Below are 17,689 nucleotides of genomic sequence, written 5' to 3' on the forward strand. Positions count from 1 at the left end.
CCCTGCCTGTAGGATCAATCACCCAACTTGGCGTGAATCTCATCCAGGTCGATTTCACCTGTCGGCATCTTGTTGGCCGGGTTCTCGAAATCGTATTTGAACAATTCGAAATCCTGTTTGTAGATCTCGTAGACCAGATGCATCGACAGGTCGTCGAAATAGTCCTCGACCGGGTGCGCACGTTTGGGGCCGTGGCCCTCGGATTCGTTGAAGCGCGGGATTTCGGACAGGGTCACGGGATGCGGGGTTTCCAGCGCGTCCAGCACGCCTTGCATCCCGTCGTTGAATTTTTCGGTCCAGAAAATCCGGTCATAGCGCCCGCCATTCACGATGAAGGTCGAGACATGCCCCGACATGGCCGACCAGTGGATGTCCGGGTCCATTGGCCGGCGCCAACGGATCGTGTCGCGCGCAAACAGAAGAAACCGGCGGAAACTGGCAATCTGGTCGAATTCGCCCTTGCCGTCCTCGCCCCCGACCTCGATCCCGTAATTGTAGATCAGCGTCGGCACCAGATTGCCCCGGTACCGTTTCCCGTTGCGCTGAATCCCGCAGATCTTGTCGAAGAACGAACTGAGGATCCGCGTATAAGGGTTGCGCACGCAGGTGAAGGCGAACGACTTGTGTCCCCGCACACTGGCCGAGATCACATCCTGGCTGTGGTCAAACGCCCATTTGTGCATCCCGTCCTTGGCGTCGTGGATATCGCCGTCAAAGAACCGACCGTGATCCGAGTAATACATGATCTGCCCGATGGTCGAGCAGGCGCATTTGGGCACGACGCGATAGACCATGCTTTCGCTTTCGGTCATCCATGTACCGGGAAATCCCATCTGCCATGCCTCCTTAGCCGGCCGAGTCTCAAGGTGATGCGCCAGCTTTTGACGCCAGAGAAGCAAAAATATTCTGTTTATTCAATCGCTCATCCTCAGTATCACGGTTGGAACCGGGCAGTAACGGACTTCATGCAACGCCAATGGCCAAGATCGCCTACATTCTACTGTGTCATAAAGACCCTGACGCGATTATCGCACAGGCCGAACGGCTGACGGCCGCAGGGGATTGCATGGCCATCCATTTCGATGCCAGCGCATCCGCACGGGACTTTGACCGGATCCAGACGGCCCTGAAAAGCAATCCCAATGTGACCTTCGCGGCCAGACGGATCAAATGTGGCTGGGGGGAATGGTCGCTGGTGCAGGCAACACTGAACGCGGTGCAAGCCGCGGTCGACGCCTTCCCGCGAGCGACCCATTTCTACATGCTGTCGGGCGACTGCATGGCGATAAAGACCGCGGAATATGCGCATCGGTTTCTGGATGAAACCGACAAGGATTTCATCGAAAGCCACGACTTCTTCGAAAGCGACTGGATCAAGACCGGCATGAAGGAAGACCGGCTGATCTACCGTCACTATTTCAACGAGCGCACGCAGAGCAAACTGTTCTATGCCGCCTACGAGGCCCAGAAACGTCTCGGCCTGACCCGCGAGATCCCGGAGGATCTCCAGATCATGATCGGCAGCCAGTGGTGGTGCCTGCGCCGCCGGACAATCGAGATGATCTTGGATTTCCTGCGCCAGCGTCGGGACGTGGTCCGTTTTTTCTCGACCACCTGGATTCCGGACGAGACGTTCTTTCAGACCCTCGTGCGCCACCTGATCCCCAAAACCGAGATCGAAAACCGCACGCTGACTTTCCTGATGTTCTCGGACTACGGGATGCCGGTGACGTTTTACAACGATCACTACGACCTGCTGCTGACCCAAGATTACCTGTTCGCCCGCAAGATCAGCCCCGAGGCGCAGTTGCTGAAGCAGAAATTGGGTGCGCTCTATGCCAGCGAAGGGGTCGCGTTCCAGATATCGAACGAGGGACGGAATCTGCACGGATTTCTGACCGGCCGCGGCCGAGTGGGACGCCGGTATGCGCCCCGCTTCTGGGAAACGGCCAACACGCTGGGCGCCGATCGCGATCTGTACATGGTCGTCTGCAAGAAGTGGCATGTGGCCAAGCGGCTGATCGACCAGATCGCCTCTGAGACCAACCTGCCCTGCATCGAGTACCTGTTCAACGAGGAGGCCGCCCCGCTGCCCGATCTGGGGGGCCTGGAGACCACGCTGGTCAAACGATCCCGGCATCGCAGGGCGGTCACCCGGATGCTGTACGATCACTTCGGCACCGACCGGCTGCTGATCTGCCTCGATCCCGCCAGTCTGGATATCGTACAGGATTTCTGCTCGGACAAGGCGCGCACCCATGTGCTTGAAATCGAGTGCACTTATTCAGACGCGTATCTTGTCGGCCACGCCCACAGGGTCGGGTTGGCCGGAGAAAACAGCCCAGCCGCAACCGTCGAACGCCTGTTACCGACGATACGCAGCGATCTGGCCTATGAATCCGAACAGCTACGCGGTGCCGGGATCGAGAGGTTCTTCCGATTGCGCGAAACCGCTGACCCGGCCGAGAACGTGGCCGCGATCGCAGAATTCCTTGGGGTTTTGGAGGAGACCGCCCAGTCGATCATGCGGCTTGATTACCTGTTCACGGACTGAACGCATGTGTTGGCCCGGCCGCGCTAGGCCGCCGGGCCGGGTTTTCAGATGTCGAACTTCACGCCCTGCGCCAATGGCAATTCGGCCGAGTAGTTCACAGTGTTCGTCTGCCGCCGCATGTAGCCCTTCCAGGCGTCCGAGCCGCTTTCGCGTCCGCCACCGGTTTCTTTCTCACCGCCGAACGCGCCACCGATCTCGGCGCCCGAGGGGCCGATATTCACGTTGGCGATGCCGCAATCGGACCCGGCGGGCGACAGGAACTGCTCTGCCTCGCGCATGTTCAGCGTGAATACGCAAGACGACAGGCCCTGCGGCACGTCGTTCTGCATCTCGAGCGCCTCGTCGAAACCGTCATAGCCCATGACATAGAGGATCGGCGCAAAGGTTTCGGTCTTTACGATCTCGGTCTGGCCCGGCATTTCGACGATCGCGGGCTGCATGTAGACACCGCCCTCAGGCACGCCGTCGGTCACGCGCTTGCCGCCGAAGACGGTGCCGCCTTCGGCCTCGGCCGCCTTCAGCGCGGCCTCCATCGCCAGCCCCGAGGCCTCATCCACCAGCGGCCCGACCAGGGTGCCTTCGGCCAGCGGGTCACCGATGGGCAGGCCAGCATAGGCCTGTTTCAGCCGCGCAACCAGATCGGCACGGATCGAGTTGCGCACGATCAGACGCCGCAGCGTGGTGCAGCGTTGGCCCGCGGTGCCCACGGCCGAGAACACGATGGCCCGCACCGCCATTTCCAGATCGGCCGAGGGGCCGACGATCATGGCGTTGTTCCCACCCAGTTCCAGAATGCATTTGCCGAACCGCTGCGCCACGATCGGCGCGACCGCGCGGCCCATCCGGGTCGAGCCGGTGGCCGAAATGATCGGCACCGCCTCGCTGGCCACAAGCGCCTTGCCCAGATCGGCACCGCCGATCAGCAGTTGCAGCAGCCCCTCGGGCGCGTCGCCGAAACGGGCCACGGCCTTTTCAAAGATCTTCTGACAGGCCATCGCGGTCAGAGGCGTTTTCTCGGACGGTTTCCAGATCACCGGATCGCCGCAGACCAGCGCCAGCGCCGCGTTCCACGACCAGACCGCGACCGGGAAGTTGAAGGCCGAGATCACGCCGACCGGACCGGCCGGGTGCCAGGTCTCCATCATCCGGTGGCCGGGGCGTTCCGAGGCGATGGTCAGGCCATACAGCTGCCGCGACAGGCCCACGGCAAAGTCGCAGATGTCGATCATCTCCTGCACTTCGCCCAGACCTTCCGAGGTGATCTTGCCGGCCTCCCAGCTGACCAGCGCGCCCAGGTCCTCCTTGGCCGCGCGCAATTCCTCGCCCAGCAGGCGGATCAGCTCGCCCCGGCGCGGGGCGGGCACGGTGCGCCAAGCCTTGAAGGCCGCCGTGGCGCGGGCAAAGACCGCGTCCATGTCGGCAACAGGCGTTTCATGCACCCGCGCCAGCACGCGGCCGTCGATGGGCGAGCGGACCTCCAGCGTGCCGCCAGTCAGCTCGGCCGCCGTCAGGCCCAGTTTTTCGAGTGTGTGTTCTGCAGTCATGACTACGTCTTTCATGTTCAGGCCGCCTTGTTCTGGGGGGTCACTTCGCCAGCGCGGTACAGCTGGCCGAATTCGGTGTTCAGGAAATCATCCAGCCTGACCTGCTCTTGCCGGACAAAGCCTTGGGTGGGCAGCGCGCCGGTGCGCATCAGGTCGACCACGCCCAGAACGCCGGCGGCGGTGGTGATCTGGATCGCGCTCCAGACCTGGCCGTCGATGGTGCGGGCAAAGGATTTGTTGATCAGGGATTTCTCGCGCAGCGCCCCGTCGATCATGCCCTTGGCCGTGCAATAGACCAGAACAACGTCCTGATCGGTGCGCGGCAGCGCGGTTTCAAAGATGTCCTTCAACAGGTCGCGGCGCTGGCCGAGGCCCAGGTCGGTCAACAGCAGCTTCAGAATGTCGCGATGGCCGGGATAGCGGATCGAGCGATAGGACACCGCCCGCGCCTTGCCGGCCAGCGTCTCGGGCAAGGTGCCGAGGCCGCCCGAAGTGTTGAAGCATTCGTATTCCACACCGTCATGGCCGATGATCTCGTAATCCTCGAGCGGCGCGGTCTTGACCCGCTCGCCATTCACGATGGCGTCGCAGGGGTTGCAGTATTCGTTGATCAGCCCGTCGGTGGACCAGGTCAGATTGTATTTCAGCGCATTGGTCGGATAGAGCGGCAGCGCGCCCACCCGCATGTGCAGGCTGTCCAGCGTGTCGAACTCGGCCGCCAAAGAGGCCCCCGCGATGCCGACGAAACCCGGGGCCAACCCGCATTGCGGCATGAAGGCGGTGCCGCTGTCGCGGGCCAGTTCGCGCACGGCGTTGGTGGCGGCGACATCCTCGGTCAGGTCGAAATAATGCGCACACGCCGCCTTGGCTGCCTTGGCGATGGCAGGCGTCAGGAAAAACGGTGCGGCCGAGATCACCGCATCGAACCCCGCAAGCCCCTGTGCCAGCCCGGCTTCGTCGCCCGCGTCGATCTGTCGGGTGGTGATGCCCTGCCTGTTCAACGCCGACAAGGCCGTCAGGTCATGGTCGGCCACGGTTACGGTATAATTGTGCGATTTCTTCAACAGGGCGGCGATCATCTGTCCGATCTTTCCGGCCCCGACGACGCAGATGTTCCAACTCATTGCGCGCCTCCTCCTCTGCTCTGGTTCCAGTATGACCGCGCCGCCGTCCGGGCACAGCAATCGAGTTGACGAAACGGGCGGCTTTTCCGCCATAATGACGAAAATTGAATCATAATGTCGGATCACGGCCGCAGCGTCTTGGAACCTGACGTCAGGGGTGGAAATGCCTTGCAACCGATTGCACCATTTTTGCAATGATGCGACATTCAACAGACCCGATCGACCTCACGAAGGAGACAAGGCAAGTGGGCGTTACGCTGAAGGAAGTTGCGGCCTTGGCCGGGGTGTCGCGGTCGGCGGTGTCGCGCACCTTCACGCCGGGCGCCTCGGTCTCGGCCAAGACCCGCGCCAAAGTGGAAAAGGCCGCCAAGGAACTGGGCTACAGCCCCAACGCGCTGGCCTCGTCGTTGACGACGGGGCGGACCAAGCTGATCGGGCTGATCTCGAACAACTTCCACAACCCCATCTTTCTTGAGGTTTTCGACCAGTTCACCCGCGCCCTGCAGGAACGCGGGCTGCGCCCCCTGATCGTGAACCTGACCGACGAGACCGAGCCCGCCAATTCCGTGCGCATGCTGCGGCAATATTCGGTGGATGCGGTGATCGTCGCCTCGTCGACCTTGCCGCCCAGCTTTGCCAAGGCGTTCCACGATGCCGGCGTGCCGGTGGTGCACACCTTCGGGCGCTCGGCGACCTCGCCCGAGGTGCATGTGGTGGGCATCGACAATGTGGAATGCGGACGCATGGCCGCGCGCGAGTTGGTCTCGCGAGGCTATGCCAGCGTGGGCTATCTGGGCGGGCCGATCGATGCGACCTCGGCACGGGACCGGCAACGGGGCTTTACCGAGGAAATGGCAAACCACCCACAGGTTCCCGTCAGCCACTCTTTCGCCGGGGCCTACTCCTTCGAGGCCGGCCGGGCCGAGATGCTGCGCCTGCTGGCGGGTGACCCGGCGCAGGCCTATTTCTGCGGCGACGACATCCTGTCGATCGGTGCGCTGTCGGCGCTGGCCGACCACGGGCTGAAACCGGGTTCCGACATCGGGATCATCGGCCTGAACGACATGGAGATGTCGCGCTGGGAATACATCAACCTGACGACCATCCATCAGCCGATCAAGCAGATCATCACCGCGTCGGTCGATCTGGTCGAAGAGATGCTGAAAACGCCCGATCGCTACCCCGAGGCGCGGATCTTCCCCTGCCGGGTGATCGAGCGGGGCACGTTGCGGCCCCGCCCCTGATCAACGGAACATCGGCGGGCGCGCGTCCTGCCAGGCGCCCTCGGCCCGGGCCGAGGCCACCGCTGCGTGCACCGCGGCAATCGAACGGACGCCATCGGCGGCATCGGGCAGACCATCACGGGCCTCGCCCCGGATCGCGTCGGCCAGATCGCAATAGATATTGGCTACGGCCAGCGGAAAGCCCTCGGGATGGGCAATCGCCACCCGCGACAGGCGCATCGCGTCTTCATGCAGGCCGCCCTCGCCCTTTTCGATGATCTGGGTTCGTCCACCGACCGGGGTGTAGATCAGCTGGTTGGGGTATTCGGACGCCCAGCGCAGCCCGCCGGTCTCGCCGAACACCTGGATGTCGAACCCGTGCTGCCGCCCGATCGCCACGGACGAGGTCCACAACCGGCCCACGGTGCCGCCCTCCATGCGGAAATTGACCATCGCGTCGTCTTCCAGCTGGCGGCTGGGAATGGTCGAGGCCATGTCGGCCGACAGCGTCGCGACCTCGTCATCGCAGATGAAGCTGGCCATGTGCAGCGCGTGGATGCCGCAATCGGCGAATTGCCCCGACACGCCCGCCATGGCCGGATCATAACGCCAGCGCACGCGCGGATTGTCCGCGTCGGTGGCGTCCCCATGATGGCCGTGGCTGAAATTGGTGACGACCAGGCGCACCTTGCCGATCTCGCCGGCGCGGACCATGGCGCGGGCCTGCCGCACCATCGGATAGGCCGAATAGCAGTAGTTGACCGCACAGATCTTACCCGACTCCCGGGCCACGCGCACGATCTCTTCGCCCTCTTCCACGGTCATGGTCATCGGCTTTTCGCACAGCACGTTGAACCCGGCCTCAAGATAGGCCTTGGCGATCTCGAAATGGGTGGCGTTCGGGGTGGCGATGGTTACAAGGTCGATCCGGTTGGGCCGGTCCTTTTCGCCGGCCAGCATTTCCTGCCAGTCGCCATAGGCGCGGTCGGCGGGCACACCCAGCCGCTGCGCATAGGCGCGCCCCGCCTCGGGCCGGTGGTCCAGCGCGCCGGCGGCGAATTCGAACAGGCCGTCGGCCTGTGCGCCCAGACGGTGGGCGGGTCCGATCTGGCTGCCTTCTCCGCCCCCGATCATGCCCCATTTCAACTTTGCCATGGTCTTGGTCTCTCTGCGAACGATGTTGGAAAACGTGCCGGGCCTAGAACGCGCCGACGTCCTGCCAGCCGCGACTGTCGGCCGAGGCCAGCGCCGCCGCCAGCACCCGGTTGACCTCGTGCCCGTCCCGGAAGGTGGGCCAGTTGCTCCGGCCGGAATGAATGGCGGTCAGAAAATCCTTGGCTTCGATGATGATCTGATCCTGATATCCGGTGCCGTGGCCGGGACCCTGGCAAAAGGGCTCATAATCGGGATGCGCCGGACCGGTCAGGATCTTGGTGAAACCGCGCTGGGCCTCGGGGCCTTCGCGGCGATAGAGCCACAGGGCGTTCTGATCCTCCTGGTCAAACCGGATCGCGCCCTTGGTGCCCGAAATCTCGTAGGCATAACCCATCTTGCGGCCGGTCGCGATGCGGCTGAAATATAGGTTCCCCATGACGCCGTTTTCAAACCGACACATCATCTGGGCGTGGTCGTCATTGGTCACTGCACCGCCCGGGCGGGTGTGGTGAACGGTTTCCACATCGGCCATGACCTGCGCGATCGGCCCCACCAGAGCCAGCGCGCCATTGACCATGTGCGGCGCCAGATCGCCGATGGTGCCGTTGGCCATGCCGGTCGTGCGCCAGGTCGCCGGGGCCTCGGGGTCGGCATAGAAATCCTCGGTATGTTCACCGCGGAACCATGTGATGTCGCCAATCGCGCCGTCGGCGATCAGCTGGCGTGCAAACTGGCTGGCCGGGGTGCGGATATAGTTGAACCCAACCATGTTGACGGTGCCCGAGGCCTCGGCCGCCGCCACCATGGCGCGGCTGTCCTCGAGCGACGCGCCCAGCGGTTTTTCGCACAGCACCGGCTTGCCCAGTGCGAGCGCCGCCTCGGCGATCTGCCGGTGCGTGGACTGGGGCGAGGCGATCACGACGGCCTCGACCGCCGAATCTTTGACCAGCGCCCGCCAGTCGGCGGTGGCGCGTCGGAAGCCATAAGCGGCGCGGTAGCGTTCGGCGCTTTCGGGGCTTGAGGCGCAGATCATCTCGAGCCGCGGTCTGAGCGCGGTGTCGAACACGGCGCCCACGGCGGACATGGCCACCGAATGGGCCTTGCCCATATAGCCGCCTCCGACGATTCCAATTCCGATTTCTGGCATTTTGGGCGGCTCCGAACATACTGATTGCAACCGGTTGCAAAATCAGTATCGTGAGAATCGATCCAATGCAAGGTCCATCGGATCGGCGGGATCAAAATGCCTGGGAGGAACAGTTTGAGTCACTTGATCGACGGCATCAAAGGAAACCGGTTTGCCGTTTTCGGGCGCGCTGGCATGGACATGTTCGCCGATCCGGTCGGTGTCAAAAGCGAACATGCCGACATGTTCCGCGCGGACTTGGGCGGTTCGTCCGCGAATATCTGCGCGGGTCTGGTCAAGCTGGGCAGCCAGGCGTCGCTGATCACCTCCGTCTCGGATGACGCGGTTGGGCGGTTCTGCCTCAACAAGTTGCATCACTATGGTGTCGACACCTCTTTCATCCGCGTCGTCGGCGGTGAATACCGCATGTCCTTGGCGGTCTATGAAAGCTGCATCGAGGACTTTCAGAACGTCATCTACCGAAACGGCGCCGTCGATTTTCAGGTCACCGAAGATGACATGGACCGGGTCGACTATGGCCGTTTCAGCGCGGCGATCTCGGCCGGAACCGTGTTTGCCGCCGAACCGTCGCGCAGCGCCACCTTCCGCGCCTTCGAAAACGCGCGCAAAGCCGGGCTGCCGGTGATCTTCGACATCGACTACCGGCCCTACAGCTGGCCCTCGGCGCAGGTCGCCGCCGACGTGCTGTCGCGCGCGGGCGAGGCCAGCGACATGATCGTCGGCAATGACGAAGAATTCGGCTTCATGGCCGGCGGGATCGAGAAAGGCTTCCGGAAAGCCTGCGATCTGGCCGAGAAACCCGGCCGCATCGTCATCTACAAGATGGGCGAAAAGGGCGCCGTCACCCTGACCGACGGGCAAGAGATCCACACGGGCATCTACCCGGTCACGGCCGTCAAACCCAACGGCGCGGGCGACAGCTTCATGGCCGGGCTGCTGGCCTCGGTCGCGGCGGGCCATTCGCTGGAACAGGCGGTGTTGCGCGGATCGGCCTGCGCCTCGATCGTCGTGTCCAAACCGGGCTGCGCGCCCGCCATGCCAACCACCGAAGACCTGGACGCTTTCCTTGCGTCCCACCCCGGCCCCACCCCGGCCGGATAGGAGAGCCCGATGCACATCCCCCCGTTCGACAACCAGAACAGACCCATCGTCGATGTCGATGATCCGACCGTGCCGCTGAACTATTTCAACATCGTCAAGTTGAAGCGCGGCGAAGCCTTCGAATACCAGGTCCCAGGGTACGAGACCTGCATCGTGCCCGCCACCGGCAGCGTCGACGTGGATGTCGAAGGCGTGCGCTTTGCCCATCTGGGCAACCGGGGCGAGGATGTCTGGGATGGCGAGCCCGAGGGCGCGTATGTCCCGTCGGGGGCCCGGGCGCAGATGGTCTGCGTGTCGGAGACGGCCGAGGTGTTCGTGGCCGGCGCAAAGTATGACAAGGTGCTGGACCCGTTCGACGTGCGCGAGCATGACTTGGTGCAATATGGCAGCGACGACACCAAGACCCATCGCAAGATCAAGCATATCCTGGGCCAGAAGCAGCATGACAAGGTCGGCCGCCTGCTGGTGAGCGAGCTGTTCACCGTGGGTCAGGGCGGCTGGTCGGGCTTTCCCAGCCACAAGCACGACACCAACCGCCTGCCGGACGAGACCCGGCATGACGAGACCTACAATTTCCGTTTCAAACCGAACTGGGGCTCGGGCCTGCAGATGCTGCAGCGCGAGGACAACGAACCGGGTGACGCCTATCACATCGTCGATGGCTCCACGATCTGTATCGACAAGGGCTATCACCCCTGCTGCGTTCTGCCGGGATACGAGATGTATTATTTCACCATCCTCGGCGGGCTGACCCAACGATCGCTGGTGCAGTATTTCCAACCCACCCACGCCTATCAGATCGAGACGATCCCGGGCATCAAAGACATGATCGCCAAGTTCAAATGACCCTCGTTACGCTCAAAGACGTCCTGCAACCCGCCTATGAACAGGGCTATGCCGTCGGCGGCCTCGTGACGTTGGGCTGGGAGGACATGCGCGCCTATGTCGCCGCCGCCGAAGCCGAGAACGCCCCGGTGATCCTGCAGGCCGGACCCAGCTGCCGCGAGCACACGCCGCTGCCGGTTCTGGGCAAGATGTTCCGGTATCTGGCCGAAAACGCCTCGGTGCCCGTCGTGGCGCATCTAGACCATGGCTATACGTTCGAGGAGTGCAAGATCGCGCTGGACAGCGGGTTCACCTCGCTGATGTTCGACGGATCGCGCAAGCCGCTGCAGCAGAATATCGACGAAACCGCCGCGATTGCCGAAATGGCCCATGCCGCCGGGATTTCGTGCGAGGGCGAAATCGGCTTCGTCGGCTATTCCGGGGGCGAAGGCTCGGCCGGGACCGACCCGGACGAGGCCGCCACCTTCGCCACCCAGACCGGCGTGGATGCGATGGCGATCTCGGTCGGAAACGTCCACCTTCAGCAGAACAAGGAAGGCGGGCTGGACGAGGACCGCATCCGCCGGATTCAGGCCGTGACCAATGTGCCGCTGGTGATCCATGGCGGATCGGGCGTGCCCGTCGAACAGCGCGCGCGGCTGGCGCGTGAAACCGCGATCTGCAAGTTCAACATCGGGACCGAGCTGCGCATGGCCTTCGGCGCCGCCCTGCGCGAGGCCGTGAACCGCGACCCCGACCGGTTCGACCGGGTGACGATCCTGAAGGAAACCCATGACCCGGTCGTTGCTGCCGCCCGCACCGTGATCCGCGCCTTTGGTGCACCGCCGCAGCGCTAACCGTCCCGACCTGCGCCGTTCTTCAACACGCGCAGGCGGATCCTAATCGTCGCGCCCCGGTTCGTTCGGATTGCTGGAAAACAGGGCAATCTTGTTGCCCTGTGGGTCCCGCAGATAGCCGACATAAAAACGTGGCCCGTACATGGCGCGAAAGCCCGGCTGACCTTCGTCCGATCCGCCGGCCCGCAGCGCGGCGGCGTGCAGGTCTCGTACCTGCTGCTGATCGCAAGCCTCAAAGGCGACCATCGCACCATTCCCGGCCGAGGCCGCGGCCCCGTCAAAAGGCGGTTTGACATAAAATTCCGGCAGAACCGGTTGTTGGCCCGGCGGCACCGGCAAGGCGAAACTCAGCCCCTCGGGACCCTCTTCCAGCGCATAGCCGAGATCCGGCAGAAAGGCGCAGTAAAACCGTTTTGCACGCGCGATGTCGTCCGCGCCAACCGTGACATAGGAAATCATCCCGCATCTTTCCTTGCCGGGTGTCGATCCGTCAACCGGCCCCAGTGTATCGACGCACGTCCATTCCGGACGGGAACGACCTAATGGCCGTCAGATCGAGCCGCCCTCGACCATGAAATTGCCCGCGCTGCACATGGCCGCGTCGTCCGAGGCCAGAAACAGCACCATCCGCGCCACATAGACCGGGTCGATCGGGTCGGGCAGGCATTGGCGATCGATCTGCTTGGCCAGCGCCTCGGGGGTGACCCACAAGTCTTTCTGGCGCTGGGTCATGATCCAGCCGGGCACGACCGTGTTGACCCGGATCCGGTGATCGCCCAGTTCCCGCGCCATGGTGCGGGTCAGGCCGTGCACTGCGGATTTCGCGGTGGCATAGGCGGGAAAGCCCGCGCCGGCCTCCCACCAGGAATTCGAGCCGATATTGATGATCGACCCCGCGCCCTTGTCGATCATGCCGGGCGCCACGGACTGGATGGCAAAAAACATGTGGCGGAGGTTGGTCGCCATGCGCTCGTCCCAATAGTCTGGCGTTACCTCGCGCCAGTCGTGCCGGTCGTCATGCGCGGCGTTGTTGACCAGAACGTCCGCCGCGCCCAGCGCGCCCGCCAGCTCGTCAAAAGCGGACCGCAGCGCCGCGATGTCACGCAGGTCGCAGGCGGCAAAGGCGTTGGTTCCGTCCAGTTCGGCCAGCACCGCGTTTCCGCCCTCGGCGTTGATGTCGACAAAGCCGACCTTGGCCCCCTGCTCGGCAAAGCCGCGCACGATCTCGCGCCCGATGCCCGAGGCCCCGCCGGTCACGAACACGGTGCGCCCTTTCAGGCTGGGATAGATGGCAAAACCCTTGGTCATTTGTCGCGCTCCATGATCCATTCGACTTCGGGCGCCGGAACGAAACGCCATTTGCGCAGCGGCCCAGCCATGACGTTCAGATAATACATCTCGAACCCGTAGGGCGCCCCGCAAGGGTGGTGCCCGCGCGGCACCAGTACCACATCGCCATCGGATACGGCCATGGTTTCGTCCAACTGGCCGTCATCGGTATAGACGCGCTGGATGCCAAAACCGCTGGCCGGGTTCAGGCGGTGGTAATAGGTCTCTTCCAGATAGGTGATGCGGGGATAGTCATCCTCGTCATGCCGGTGACTGGGATAGGATGACCAATGACCGCTGGGGGTGAAGACTTCGGTAACCAGCAGGCTGTCGGCGTAGTCCTCGGCCTCCATCGCGATGTTGTTGATGTGGCGCGTATTCGTTCCCTTGCCGCGCTCGGTCAGGGTGATGCCCTCGGGCCCAATCCGGCGCGGGGCATGGCCGCCCTTGCCCGGGGCCGAGCACACGGCGATCACGCAATCGGTTTCGGCTGTTGCCTCCCACTCGGTGCCGTTGGGCAGGTACAGGCAATGGGGCGGGGATTTTTCGAACACGTTCATCCGGTCGCCCAACACGCCCCAATCCTGCCCGGCGCCGGTGATCCGGGCCTTGCCCTCGACCATCACCAGAATGACCTCGCGGTCGCCGGTGACCTCGGCGGCGCGGTCGCCGGCCCGCAGGTGATAAAGGCCAAAGCCCACATAGCGCCAGCCGGCGCTGGCCGGTGTGATGTCATGCACCTTGCCATGGGTTCCGAACGGTTTTCTCAGCAGTTCTGCCATCGGTTTCACCTGTGTTGGGGCAGCACCGGCCGCCCGGGTTCCGTCATGCCGTCTGCCGCGCCTGCCGCGCGTCCAGTGCCTGCTCCAGCTGCGCCTGCGTCCAGCTTTCCGACACCGCCCGGCGCAGGATATCGGCCTGGCTGGGCGGAGCGTTTCCGCCCACCGGCGGATCGGTATCCAGATTGGTCGGAAAGGGATAGCCTTCGGTCGTGGCCGCGATCGCGGCGCCGATGCGGGCATCATCCAGATCGCCGCGCTGTTTCAACGCCATCAGTGCCGGGAATACGGCCAGACACATCGCCTTGCGGTCCACTGCCTCCATCGCCCGCCCGAAGGCTGACGACACCTGCAGCAGGTTGGCCATCCGGTGGATGTCGGCGCTGCTGTTTTCGCCGGCGGCATGGAACAGCGCCGGGTTGAAGAACACCGCATCGCCCTTGGACAGCGGCAGCTGGATGCAGGCCCGTTCGAAATACGCCCGATGCGCGTCGTCGTGAAAGGCGACATAGCCAGGGCCATACAGCTGCGAGAAGGGCAACAGCTTGGTCGGGCCGCTTTCAATGGGCATGTCGCAATGGGCAACCGCGCCCTGCAGAGTCAGCGCGGCGGTGACCATATGGGCGTGCGCCGGGAACTGGGCCGCCTTGTCGGCGGTCTGGAACCCCAGGTGATAGTCGCGATGCGCCTGCTGCGCCTTGCCGCCCGGCCGCACCTGGTTGATCTGCGCGGTCATCTGGTAATCGGGGCCCAGCCAGGCCTCGCAGGCGGCGGCAATCGCCGTGTTGCCGAAATAGAGCGCAAAGCCCTCGGGGTCGCGCAGGCATTGCTTTTGCAGCGCGTTCCACACCCGGTCATTCGCGCCCGAGGCTGCAAAGTGATCACCTTCGCCGCCCCCGGCCTGACGCTCATCTTCGATGATCCGGCGAAACACCTCGGTCGCCCGGTCGATGACCGCGGTATCGGAATAGGCGCCTTTCAACGCGATCACCCCGGCCGACTGACCCAGAACCCAGCCCCATTCGGCCAGCAGGGCGCACCGGGCTTCGGGCGTTTCCAGGGCGGGCCGCAGCGCGTGCATGTCATAGACCGGCACGTTCTTTTCCACGGCGGCCGCGTGGGGCACCTGCTCGGGCCGCAGGCTCTGCGAGGTCAGCACCTTGAATTCGTCCAGATCACAGGACTCGGGGCCGAAATAGCCGGCGAAACCAGGTTGCTGACGGACCATGAAACGCTCCTTTCCCATGGCGGCGCCCCGGGGGGCGAAAGATCAGGCCGTGATCGTCAAGCCGGCCTGACCGCAGACCTCGACGATGTGGTCATACCCCATCTTCGAGTATTCATAGGGCGGGGCCTTGGCCGGGTCCTGCTCGGCCTCGACCACGATCCAGCCTTCGTAATCCATGGCTTTCAACGCATGGGCGACCTCCTGAAAGTCGATGCAGCCATCGCCGGGCACCGTGAAGGCGCCTGCGATCACCGCATCCAGGAAACTGCGCCGGTTGCCGCGCGTGTCGCGCACGATGCCGGGGCGGATATCCTTGAAATGCACATGATGCACCCGGTCGCCCCAGCGGTTCAGCGTGGCCAGCACATCACCGCCGCCGAACAGCAGATGACCGGTGTCAAAGCACAGCTTCACCTCCGGTCCCGACCCCTCCATCAGCCAGTTCACGTCATCTTCGCTTTCGATGATCGTACCCATGTGATGGTGATAGGCCATCGGCATGCCCTGATCGGCCATCCACTTGGCCAGTTCGGTGATCTTGGCGCCATAGGCTTTGATCTCGTCTTTCGACAGTTGCGGGCGGTCATTGACCGGGGTGCCGATCTGGCCCTGAACCGTGTTCGAGCATTCGGCATAGACGATGCAAGGGCTGTTCAGCGCCACGAACTGTTCGACCTGCGCGCGCACCGCGTCGCGTTCGGCGGCGAAATCGTTGACCAGCGAATTGCCCGAACACCAGCCGCCGCACAGGGCAAGGTCATTTTCTTCCAAGTAGGCGCGCAGGCCTGCGGTATCGGCGGGCATGCGCTGCCCGCGCTCGACCCCGGTATAGCCGATCTGACGCGCCTCTTTCAGGGCCTGTTCCATCGTAAACGCCGCCGTCAGGTCGGGCAGGTCGTCATTTTGCCACGCAATCGGAGAGATGCCGATCTTCACGCTCATTTGGTGTTTCTTTCCTTGATGGCAGCCTCGTAGGCCGCGCGTTTTTCACTCACTTCGGGGCGGGTGCTGACCTCGGGCACCGCCACTTCCCACCACGTGCCGCCATATTCGGTCGAGGGGTACGGGTCGGTGTCGATGACGATCACATAGGGGCCTTTGACTTCGCCACGTTTGGCCAGCGCCTCTTCCAGCTCGGCGATCGAGGCGACCTTGACAGAGGTCGCCCCCATCGCCGCCGCGTGGGCCGCAAAGTCGATGGCCGAGGGCGTCTCGTGCACCGCATGGTCCAGCAGGTTGTTGAACTCGGCCCCGCCGGTGCCCATCTGCAGCCGGTTGATGCAGCCAAAGCCCCGGTTGTCGGTGATCACCACGGTGAAGGACACGCCCAACATCGCCGCCGTCGCCATTTCCGAGTTGGCCATCATGTAGGTGCCGTCCCCGGTGAAACAGATCACGTCGCGGTCGGGCTGGGCCATCTTGATGCCCATGGCGCCGGCGATCTCGTAGCCCATGCAGCTGAAGCCGTATTCCATATGATAGGCCCCCGGACGCGGCGCCTTCCACAGCTTGTGCAGCTCGCCCGGCATGGTGCCGGCGGCGCACATCACCACCGTGTCGTCATGTGCCGCGCGCTGTACCGCACCCACCACCTGCATGTCGGTGGGCAGCGCGTTGGCGTCACCCGGCGCATGGGTCAGCGCATCGACCTTGGCAAACCACTCGGCCTTGAGCGTGTCGGAAACCGGGTCGGTGCGATAGCCCTGCAGGGCTGCGCCCAATTCCTCGATCCCGACCCGCGCATCGGCCAGCAGCGGCATCGCGCCGTGTTTCGTGGCGTCATAGGCGGCGGTGTTCAGGCAGACCATCTTGCGCTCGGGGTTGGAAAACAGCCCCCAAGACCCGGTGGTGAAATCCTGAAACCGCGTGCCGATGCCCAGGATCAGATCTGCCTCGGCGCACACGGTGTTGGCGGGTTCGCCCCCGGTCACGCCGACCGGGCCCAGGTTCAGCGGGTGATCCCAGGCCAGGGCCGATTTGCCGGCTTGCGTCTCGGCAACAGGAATGTTGTGGGTCTCGGCAAAGGCCTGCAGCGCGTCGGTCGCGCCGGAATAATGGAGACCGCCGCCGGCCACGATGATCGGGCGTTTGGCCGACCGGATGGCCTCGGCCGCGCGGGCCAGCTCACCTTCGTCGGGGCGGATGCGGCGCTGGTGCCAGATGCGCGGCTCGAAGAAGCTGAGCGGATAGTCATAGGCCTCAGCCTGCACGTCTTGGCAAAAACCCAGGGTCACCGGCCCGCAATCGGCCGGGTCGGTCATGGTGCGGAAGGCGCGCGGCAGAGCGGTAAGCAGATGTTCGGGCCGGGTGATCCGGTCGAAATAGCGGCTGACCGGGCGGAAACAGTCATTGGCGCTGACGGTGCCATCCGTGAAATCCTCGGTCTGTTGCAGCACCGGGTCGGGGCCACGGCTGGCGAACACATCGCCGGGCAACAGCAGCACCGGCAGGCGGTTCACATGGGCCAGCGCGGCGGCCGTCACCATGTTGGTCGCCCCCGGCCCGATCGACGAGGTGACCGCCATGGCGCGGCTGCGCCGCATCTGCTTGGCATAGGCGATCGCGCAATGGGCCATGGTCTGTTCATTGTGACCGCGATAGGTGGGCAGGCTGTCGCGCACACCGTGCAGCGCCTCGCCCAGACCGGCCACGTTGCCATGGCCGAAAATCGCCCAGACACCGGCGATGAAGGGCTGGCCGTCTTCGTTCATCTGCGCGCCAAGGTAACGCACCAAGGCCTGCGCCGCGGTCAGTCGGATTGTCTTGCTCATCATGATCCCTTTCAGAACGAGGCCGCTATGGGCAATCCGTTGCAATCATTCT

The 17,689-nt window shown here is 63.9% G+C and carries 16 protein-coding genes; 5 read left to right on the forward strand and 11 right to left on the reverse strand.

Annotation, left to right across the window (positions count from 1 at the left end):
* Positions 1-14: 14 nt before the first annotated feature.
* A complete protein-coding gene (locus ACR0JC_RS16680; protein WP_170343187.1) occupies positions 15-833 on the reverse strand; it encodes a sulfotransferase family protein in 819 nt (272 codons plus the stop codon).
* A 143-nt stretch (positions 834-976) separates the two neighbouring features.
* Here ACR0JC_RS16680 and ACR0JC_RS16685 point away from each other — a divergent pair, with 143 nt between their 5' ends.
* Positions 977-2,554 (forward strand): DUF5928 domain-containing protein, encoded by a 1,578-nt coding sequence (locus tag ACR0JC_RS16685; protein WP_170343188.1) that lies wholly within the window; start codon positions 977-979, stop codon positions 2,552-2,554.
* A gap of 44 nt (positions 2,555-2,598) precedes the next feature.
* On the opposite strand, the gene amaB is transcribed toward ACR0JC_RS16685, so the two are convergent.
* Both amaB and ACR0JC_RS16695 read right to left on the reverse strand, forming a co-directional pair.
* Positions 2,599-4,098 (reverse strand): L-piperidine-6-carboxylate dehydrogenase, encoded by a 1,500-nt coding sequence (gene amaB / locus ACR0JC_RS16690; RefSeq protein ID WP_437342840.1) that lies wholly within the window; start codon positions 4,096-4,098, stop codon positions 2,599-2,601.
* A gap of 17 nt (positions 4,099-4,115) precedes the next feature.
* Positions 4,116-5,222 (reverse strand): saccharopine dehydrogenase family protein, encoded by a 1,107-nt coding sequence (locus ACR0JC_RS16695; RefSeq protein ID WP_170343190.1) that lies wholly within the window; start codon positions 5,220-5,222, stop codon positions 4,116-4,118.
* A gap of 245 nt (positions 5,223-5,467) precedes the next feature.
* On the opposite strand from ACR0JC_RS16695, the gene ACR0JC_RS16700 reads away from it, so the two are divergent.
* Complete coding sequence (locus tag ACR0JC_RS16700; RefSeq protein WP_170343223.1) at positions 5,468-6,466, forward strand: LacI family DNA-binding transcriptional regulator; 999 nt, start codon at positions 5,468-5,470, stop codon at positions 6,464-6,466.
* On the opposite strand, the gene ACR0JC_RS16705 is transcribed toward ACR0JC_RS16700, so the two are convergent.
* A complete protein-coding gene (locus tag ACR0JC_RS16705; protein ID WP_170343191.1) occupies positions 6,467-7,600 on the reverse strand; it encodes a Gfo/Idh/MocA family protein in 1,134 nt (377 codons plus the stop codon).
* Positions 7,601-7,643: 43 nt separating this feature from the next.
* Complete coding sequence (locus ACR0JC_RS16710; protein WP_170343192.1) at positions 7,644-8,747, reverse strand: Gfo/Idh/MocA family protein; 1,104 nt, start codon at positions 8,745-8,747, stop codon at positions 7,644-7,646.
* A 96-nt stretch (positions 8,748-8,843) separates the two neighbouring features.
* Here ACR0JC_RS16710 and ACR0JC_RS16715 point away from each other — a divergent pair, with 96 nt between their 5' ends.
* Genes ACR0JC_RS16715 through ACR0JC_RS16725 form a run of 3 tightly spaced genes read left to right on the forward strand, consistent with a single transcriptional unit; the run spans position 8,844 to position 11,530 of the window.
* On the forward strand, positions 8,844-9,848 hold the full coding sequence (locus ACR0JC_RS16715) for a PfkB family carbohydrate kinase (RefSeq protein ID WP_170343193.1): 1,005 nt from the start codon (positions 8,844-8,846) through the stop codon (positions 9,846-9,848).
* A 9-nt stretch (positions 9,849-9,857) separates the two neighbouring features.
* Positions 9,858-10,694 carry a 5-deoxy-glucuronate isomerase gene (locus ACR0JC_RS16720; RefSeq protein ID WP_170343194.1) on the forward strand — a complete coding sequence of 279 codons (837 nt, stop codon included), beginning with the start codon at positions 9,858-9,860 and terminating at the stop codon, positions 10,692-10,694.
* The gene (locus tag ACR0JC_RS16725; protein ID WP_170343195.1) at positions 10,691-11,530 is read left to right on the forward strand and encodes a class II fructose-bisphosphate aldolase; all 840 of its coding nucleotides are present in this window, start codon (positions 10,691-10,693) and stop codon (positions 11,528-11,530) included. The genes ACR0JC_RS16720 and ACR0JC_RS16725 overlap by 4 nt, the downstream gene beginning before the upstream one ends.
* Before the next feature lie 42 nt (positions 11,531-11,572).
* On the opposite strand, the gene ACR0JC_RS16730 is transcribed toward ACR0JC_RS16725, so the two are convergent.
* The 6 genes from ACR0JC_RS16730 to iolD all read right to left on the reverse strand — a co-directional run bounded on the left by ACR0JC_RS16730 (position 11,573) and on the right by iolD (position 17,637).
* Positions 11,573-11,989 (reverse strand): VOC family protein, encoded by a 417-nt coding sequence (locus ACR0JC_RS16730; protein WP_170343196.1) that lies wholly within the window; start codon positions 11,987-11,989, stop codon positions 11,573-11,575.
* 90 nt (positions 11,990-12,079) lie between these two features.
* Positions 12,080-12,838 carry an SDR family NAD(P)-dependent oxidoreductase gene (locus ACR0JC_RS16735; protein WP_170343197.1) on the reverse strand — a complete coding sequence of 253 codons (759 nt, stop codon included), beginning with the start codon at positions 12,836-12,838 and terminating at the stop codon, positions 12,080-12,082.
* Positions 12,835-13,641: a 5-deoxy-glucuronate isomerase gene (iolB, locus tag ACR0JC_RS16740; RefSeq protein ID WP_170343198.1), complete on the reverse strand. Its 807-nt coding sequence runs from the start codon at positions 13,639-13,641 to the stop codon at positions 12,835-12,837. The genes ACR0JC_RS16735 and iolB overlap by 4 nt, the downstream gene beginning before the upstream one ends.
* 43 nt (positions 13,642-13,684) lie before the next feature.
* Complete coding sequence (locus tag ACR0JC_RS16745) at positions 13,685-14,866, reverse strand: phytanoyl-CoA dioxygenase family protein (RefSeq protein WP_170343199.1); 1,182 nt, start codon at positions 14,864-14,866, stop codon at positions 13,685-13,687.
* A 42-nt stretch (positions 14,867-14,908) separates the two neighbouring features.
* Positions 14,909-15,808, reverse strand: a complete 900-nt coding sequence (gene iolE / locus ACR0JC_RS16750; protein ID WP_170343200.1) for a myo-inosose-2 dehydratase — start codon at positions 15,806-15,808, stop codon at positions 14,909-14,911.
* A complete protein-coding gene (gene iolD / locus ACR0JC_RS16755) occupies positions 15,805-17,637 on the reverse strand; it encodes a 3D-(3,5/4)-trihydroxycyclohexane-1,2-dione acylhydrolase (decyclizing) (protein WP_170343201.1) in 1,833 nt (610 codons plus the stop codon). Before iolD ends, iolE begins: the two co-directional genes overlap by 4 nt.
* Between the last annotated feature and the right edge of the window lie 52 nt (positions 17,638-17,689).

It is taken from the genome of Ruegeria sp. CH5 (genome assembly GCF_056537025.1).

What these genes read in the sequence shown, in the direction of transcription:
- ACR0JC_RS16735 (WP_170343197.1), bottom strand. Translation starts at nt 12,838, where the DNA reads ATGACCAAGGGTTTTGCCATCTATCCCAGCCTGAAAGGGCGCACCGTG.
- ACR0JC_RS16745 (WP_170343199.1), bottom strand. Translation starts at nt 14,866, where the DNA reads ATGGTCCGTCAGCAACCTGGTTTCGCCGGCTATTTCGGCCCCGAGTCC.
- iolB (WP_170343198.1), bottom strand. Translation starts at nt 13,641, where the DNA reads ATGGCAGAACTGCTGAGAAAACCGTTCGGAACCCATGGCAAGGTGCAT.
- ACR0JC_RS16705 (WP_170343191.1), bottom strand. Translation starts at nt 7,600, where the DNA reads ATGGCAAAGTTGAAATGGGGCATGATCGGGGGCGGAGAAGGCAGCCAG.
- amaB (WP_437342840.1), bottom strand. Translation starts at nt 4,098, where the DNA reads ATGACTGCAGAACACACACTCGAAAAACTGGGCCTGACGGCGGCCGAG.
- ACR0JC_RS16685 (WP_170343188.1), top strand. Translation starts at nt 977, where the DNA reads ATGGCCAAGATCGCCTACATTCTACTGTGTCATAAAGACCCTGACGCG.
- ACR0JC_RS16720 (WP_170343194.1), top strand. Translation starts at nt 9,858, where the DNA reads ATGCACATCCCCCCGTTCGACAACCAGAACAGACCCATCGTCGATGTC.
- iolD (WP_170343201.1), bottom strand. Translation starts at nt 17,637, where the DNA reads ATGAGCAAGACAATCCGACTGACCGCGGCGCAGGCCTTGGTGCGTTAC.
- iolE (WP_170343200.1), bottom strand. Translation starts at nt 15,808, where the DNA reads ATGAGCGTGAAGATCGGCATCTCTCCGATTGCGTGGCAAAATGACGAC.
- ACR0JC_RS16695 (WP_170343190.1), bottom strand. Translation starts at nt 5,222, where the DNA reads ATGAGTTGGAACATCTGCGTCGTCGGGGCCGGAAAGATCGGACAGATG.
- ACR0JC_RS16730 (WP_170343196.1), bottom strand. Translation starts at nt 11,989, where the DNA reads ATGATTTCCTATGTCACGGTTGGCGCGGACGACATCGCGCGTGCAAAA.
- ACR0JC_RS16710 (WP_170343192.1), bottom strand. Translation starts at nt 8,747, where the DNA reads ATGCCAGAAATCGGAATTGGAATCGTCGGAGGCGGCTATATGGGCAAG.
- ACR0JC_RS16725 (WP_170343195.1), top strand. Translation starts at nt 10,691, where the DNA reads ATGACCCTCGTTACGCTCAAAGACGTCCTGCAACCCGCCTATGAACAG.
- ACR0JC_RS16680 (WP_170343187.1), bottom strand. Translation starts at nt 833, where the DNA reads ATGGGATTTCCCGGTACATGGATGACCGAAAGCGAAAGCATGGTCTAT.
- ACR0JC_RS16715 (WP_170343193.1), top strand. Translation starts at nt 8,844, where the DNA reads ATGCCTGGGAGGAACAGTTTGAGTCACTTGATCGACGGCATCAAAGGA.